Here is a 5,644-nt window from a genome sequence, read left to right as displayed (position 1 = left end):
CGGTTGCAATGGATAATATCATTCAGAACCTGGTACATTTCCAGGCTGATACGGTTATGATTTGGATTGATAAGGCATGAATGCTGTCTTTCAATAGCATTTCTGAAAGTATTAAACAAATCAGAATCTTCAGGAAGGAATTTCTTAAAAAAGTCAGGTGCTAAATTAACTTCCAAAATCTGCATTTCCTGTCCGTCGAATTCCATTTGCCCGCACATTTGATGAGCGTAAATAATATTATGCTGATAGCTGTCAAAGCTCACTTTATTGCTGAAATTTTCTGAGAGCACACCGCTTTTACCTTTTAGTGAAAAATGCATTTCCACACTGTCAAAATCAGCCTCGAAATAAAGCAGGATCTTGTTATCTAATGAAACATTTCCAAAGCCGATATGAACATTCTCAAAGCAGATTTCATGATAAAAACCCTTTCCATAAGGCGGTTTCAGATTTGTAATGCATTCTCTGATTTCACCGTCATTCATAAAATAAAAATCCGGGTATTTTCTTTCAATGAGTGTTCCGCCAATTTTATCATTGTAGATCCGTACTGCCATTGTGGTTTTATTTTTAGTTGCAATTCTCCGTATTACGGACTTTTTACTCCTTTCTGCGTACCCGAATGTGTTGCATTACGGGGTAGTTTTGCACAAATATAAATAATTATTTAGAATGATTCTTAATAATGTTTTTTGTTTTAGAAAATTAAAAAAGAAGAAAGTAAAACTTAGATAAGATTATAAATTATGAGATATTCAAGTAAAATAAACTGGTCTTTTGCAGCAGCCATCATGGTATCTGTATGTTGGATTATTGGTGATATTTTTGTTGCCGGATTTGATCCTGACCCTGCAGATTATCCTTTATTCTCAAAGATATATGCAGATCAGGTGAATGTAGAATTTGCCACCTTAATGTTAGAAGGTTCAACACCAGGATTGATGTTCGGGGCTTTAATTGGAGCTCTCACAGGTCCATTATTACTTCCAGCGACATGGCTGGTTTTCCAGTTTTTCAAAGATCCCAAAGCATGGTATTCAGTAATCGTATATTGGATTTTGTTAGTGGGAGCGGTTTTGTCTCCCTTAGGTCATGCCGGCTTCTTTTATGTGGGAGAAATTTATAAAGCCATCTATCATACAGATCCGGTAGCACATCCTTATCTCTTGGAAACAGGAAGAGCATTTATGAAAATGCTTACTATAGCCTGGGGAGCTGCCATTGGAGTATTAGCAATCGGGTGGATCTCATTGGCCGTATGTATTCTTTTAAATAAAACCTTGCTGCCAGGATGGATGGCTTTGCTTACGCCATTTGTACTGACTCTATTTATCATCCCTGTTAAAGATCTTTTGCCACTGCCTTATTCAGGATGGGTTGGGGGAGCAATTTTCAATATTGCTTATCTCACCTTCTTCAGTTCGCTGTTGTTGCTATTCAGAAAAAAGCTCAATAGAGATTAAAGACAAAAACTAATAACAATCTGCATATTCTGCTTTTGATTGGGCACTTTTTAGTGCTCAATTTTTTATGACGGAAATCTTTAGAGAGGGTAATGAGTATTCTTGATGGCATTTACTTGCTGTTCTGTATTTTTAATAATACTTTTAAAGAATAATCTCATGATCTGATATATTTTTAAGATATATTGATTTTCGAGATTTTAAAGCCGATGCAATATGAAAGAATTTACAAAATCAGGAAGAGGAATGAAATATTATACAGTAAACCTTTTGATGGTCCTGTTTGTATTCATTTGTATAAGCTGTAAACAAGATAAAAGAAATACGGAAAAGAATAACATGGTAGGTATTCCGGAAATACAAGCTGTAAAGGTAGTTTCTGCAGGTGGTGGACTGGGATTTTCTTCCCGTACAGTTATCAATAAAGACTCTATCCATTACAGCCGCACAATGGCTGCTAATGAAGCAAATAATATGGAATACAGCAAAAAATTAAAACCGGAGAACTGGAAGAATCTGGTGGATAAAATTGATGTGAAAATGTTTGGAGCAGCAAAAGAAGGACATAGTGTACAGCCTGTTGATGGTATTGATACCAAAATTATAATAACCACAAGTGCCGGTGATATCTCCAAAATGAATGCCTATAATGATTCTGCATGGAAAAGCATTCGTGATATTATAGATCAATATAATGAATTATATAAATGATTTTTGATAAATCCTGTTAAGAAAACAGAATGTATAATATTTACTTTTCCTGTAAAAAAAGAGCCAATCTCTTGGTTCATAAAATATACCTATGTCTACATCAAAATTAAGCCTGGTTGCTACTCTTATTCATATTCTTTTGCTCGTGACACTCCTGAAGTATGATAAAGTATTGTTTACTCATGACTGGGAAAATACTGTCATATTTTTGATTGTTGGGGTTATGATTATAGCTTTGATGTTAGCCATAGCATCAAGAAAAACGAGATTGGGAGCTGTATTGATGGCAGCTAATGGGATTTATATGGTCATCTGCCTTTTTATGTTGTTTTTCGCTTTGACTTATACATTCAAAGTGTAAATATGGATACAACTATAATCGAATAAGAAAAATATAGATTAATCCCTGCTTTCCAAACTATGGAAGGCAGGGATTGTTATTTATAAAGGTTTAAAAGCAACAGCATCAACTTCTATCATCATGTCATCCAGTGCTAATTTGGGAACAGGAATTAAAGTGCTGGCAGGAAACTTATTGTTTTTCCATACTTTATGCATTTCTTCTGTCCAGATTTTAAGCTTCTCCTGATCATGATCAACAATGAGAACGGTGATTTTAAGAACATCATCTGCCTTTAAATCATGTTCTTTAAGTACGGTTTCCAGATTTTTCAAAGCGAATTGAACCTGTTTTCTAAAATCTGCGGAGAGATGATGATGTAAATCTTCGCCGCCACTTTGCCCGGATATAAATACATATTTTCCATTTCCTGAGATGCTTGTAGAATGCGCAAAAGCAAAAGGAGTGGGATCAAATAAGGTTTCCGGATTTTTATATTCAATAGGGGCCATATTTTTTTGTTTATCGGTTGTATTGTTGTTGACTTCTGAGCAGCTTGAAAACATTGCCATAAAAATGAGTGAAGCGAGGAGAAGGGTTCCTTTATAGGTGGTATTTTTTAAGCTAATCATAATTTGTAAAGTTTTAATTGATGAAGCAAAAGTAGACGCAATCATTTTTCAAAACATTTACATATGTTGAGAAAATTAAAAAATATCATTCATAGCTTTTCAGAATAATCAACTATGTATTGTAAAACCTTATATTTTTAATATATATGAAATTACTGTTATTTTTTATTCGGCTATTTCATGATTCATAAGAAAAATATACTTTTGCATTCAGTAATATAAAAGCATCGCTGGAACTATTATCAATAAAAAAAACTAAAAACCTAAACCTGAAAACTAATTAACCATGAACACATTCATTGTACAAACCCTTTATAATACATTGTTTCCAACAATGTAATCACATTAAGCCCTCGCAGTACCTGTAGCATCAAGTCGTATTTTATCAATAGGACTTATCGGATTATTTTCTCAGATCAGTAATAGGGATACCTCAATATAGTAAGTATACGCTATTGATTTGAAAGAAAGTATTGTTCTTAGAACGATCTGAGGAGGCTGAAAATCAAAGAATATAATAATAAACCAATTAATTTTTACGATCATGACAAAAAAACTACTAATCATTGCCTTCGCAGGCTTATCAAGTACTATGGCTTTTGCAGCCGATTTATATGTTAGAAACGGCGGAACCGGTGGAGCTTATTCTACGGTAAGTGCAGCCATCACAGCAGCTTCAGATGGAGACCGTATTATTATTCAACCCAAAGCCAATGGAGAGGCCTATACGGAAAACCTGATCATCAGCAAATCACTTACTTTTGTTTCCGAAACCAATTATAGCAGGTATTTCATTAAAGGAACCATTACGATCAATCCCGCTGCTGGAAGAGTGGTAACAATCAGCAATCTGACTTCAGGGAATTATACAATCAATGATGTAACGGTTAACGGACCTGCATCCGGAGGAAGAACAACCATCAACCTTTGGAATTGTGATTTGAATAATGTGTATGCTAACCAATCAAATATTACCACGAACATTTCAGGCTGTACTGTTAGAGGAGCTCTTAACTTTTCCCACGGAAGAGCTACAGCTAATAAAGCACAATTTATTACTGTCCGCTCTAGCTCTAACCTCCAGGAATCTTCTATAGCCCCGTCTGATGTTGAGGTGTATGGAAATATTGTTGATGATGTATTATCCTATACGCAGCCTTTTTATGATTTTAAATTTTATAATAATTTTTGCGGCCGTATATCTGTGCATGGGATTAAGGCAGGAGGCTCTAATGAAATTACTAATAATACACTCTATAGCACGAGTGCAGGTGATGTAGCTCCTTTGTGGATTAGCTTGAACAGTAGTACTGCAGGTACGGGAAATATTGCCATTATGAACAATGCGATCTCTTTTGTGATAGGGCAGACTAATTCCTGTATTTCAAACGGCAGTGCTAATGTGAATATAACAGCTAGCTATAATCTATCTACCAATCCATTTGTAACCGATGGAACGATGACTCAAAGTAACAATTCAGGCTCTGTTAATATGAATTTTAACAACACAACCTATACTTTAACAGGGATGAATGTCAATGCCGGAAATCCTGATGTAAAATATACAGACTTAGACCTAACCAGAAATGATGCAGGACACTATGGAGGGTCTAACAGCTGGGCTAATTACTGGCCTGCCAATGTTGGTAATAAGCCTCAGATAAATTACTTGCTTACTCCAAGAACAATGATAGGAGGTACGCTGAATATCAATGCTTCAGGCTTTTCTAAATAATGACTAACGATATAACAAAATATGAAGAATTATATCTATAGTATAATCGCTTTGCTTATGGTAATACTGTGCCCGGCACAAGTATTCGTAAGTCAGGCCGAATATTTCTGGGATACTGATCCCGGAACAGGAAACGGTACTCCGGTATTGGCTGCTGACGGGAGTTTAAACAGTGTTTTTGAACAATTAATTAAAACAGACATTGCTACACCAGGTAATGGGCTGCATAAATTCTCTGTCCGTATCAAAGACAATACAGGGGTTTGGGGGCCAGCTTTTAGCAATGTGATTGATGTTCAGCAACCCTTAACATCAAATACCATCGCTATTTCGCAGGCCGAATATTTTTGGGATGCTGATCCAGGAGCCGGAAATGGTACTCCGGTATTAGCTGCGGATGGAAGCTTCAACAGTGTGTTCGAGCAGCTTATCAAAACAGATATTGTTACACCGGGTAATGGCTTACACAAATTCTCTGTCCGCATCAAAGACAATACAGGGGTTTGGGGACCAGCTTTTAGCAATGTGATTGATGTTCAGCAACCTGTAACATCAAATGTGATTTCTCTTTCACAAGCCGAATATTTCTGGGATACCGATCCGGGAGAAGGAAACGGTACTCCGGTATTAGCAGCTGATGGTAATTTTAACAGCAGCTATGAGCAGCTTACTAAAACCGGAATTGCTTTACCATCTAATGGTTTACATGTATTTAACATACGTATCAAAGATAATACAGGGAGTTGGGGACCAGCTTTTAAAA

General features: G+C 36.0%; 6 protein-coding genes and 1 pseudogene. 5 read left to right on the top strand and 2 right to left on the bottom strand.

Going from position 1 to position 5,644, the window contains the following annotated elements:
• Positions 1 to 557 (bottom strand): annotated as a pseudogene (locus BBH99_RS08805) (helix-turn-helix transcriptional regulator); the annotation flags it as partial.
• Positions 558 to 746: 189 nt separating this feature from the next.
• On the opposite strand from BBH99_RS08805, the gene BBH99_RS08800 reads away from it, so the two are divergent.
• The 3 genes from BBH99_RS08800 to BBH99_RS08790 all read left to right on the top strand — a co-directional run bounded on the left by BBH99_RS08800 (position 747) and on the right by BBH99_RS08790 (position 2,535).
• Positions 747 to 1,463 (top strand): DUF6796 family protein, encoded by a 717-nt coding sequence (locus tag BBH99_RS08800; RefSeq protein WP_066694732.1) that lies wholly within the window; start codon positions 747 to 749, stop codon positions 1,461 to 1,463.
• A gap of 216 nt (positions 1,464 to 1,679) precedes the next feature.
• Positions 1,680 to 2,174, top strand: a complete 495-nt coding sequence (locus BBH99_RS08795; protein ID WP_066694730.1) for a hypothetical protein — start codon at positions 1,680 to 1,682, stop codon at positions 2,172 to 2,174.
• A gap of 91 nt (positions 2,175 to 2,265) precedes the next feature.
• Positions 2,266 to 2,535 (top strand): hypothetical protein, encoded by a 270-nt coding sequence (locus BBH99_RS08790; protein ID WP_066694728.1) that lies wholly within the window; start codon positions 2,266 to 2,268, stop codon positions 2,533 to 2,535.
• 80 nt (positions 2,536 to 2,615) lie between these two features.
• Here the strand turns inward: BBH99_RS08790 and BBH99_RS08785 are convergent, their stop codons facing one another.
• Positions 2,616 to 3,146 carry a RidA family protein gene (locus tag BBH99_RS08785; protein WP_228390772.1) on the bottom strand — a complete coding sequence of 177 codons (531 nt, stop codon included), beginning with the start codon at positions 3,144 to 3,146 and terminating at the stop codon, positions 2,616 to 2,618.
• 544 nt (positions 3,147 to 3,690) lie between these two features.
• Between BBH99_RS08785 and BBH99_RS22370 the strand changes: the two genes are divergently transcribed.
• Both BBH99_RS22370 and BBH99_RS08775 read left to right on the top strand, forming a co-directional pair.
• Entirely contained in the window at positions 3,691 to 4,881 is a 1,191-nt protein-coding gene (locus BBH99_RS22370) for a hypothetical protein (protein WP_139260228.1), read from the top strand.
• Between the two features lie 21 nt (positions 4,882 to 4,902).
• Positions 4,903 to 5,644 (top strand): hypothetical protein (locus BBH99_RS08775; protein WP_131799202.1); only part of this gene is annotated, 742 nt, incomplete at its 3' end.

Origin of the sequence: Chryseobacterium contaminans (genome assembly GCF_001684955.1) — a bacterium.
GTDB classification, from domain to species: domain Bacteria; phylum Bacteroidota; class Bacteroidia; order Flavobacteriales; family Weeksellaceae; genus Chryseobacterium; species Chryseobacterium contaminans.
This window is presented reverse-complemented; position numbering and strand designations above follow the sequence as displayed.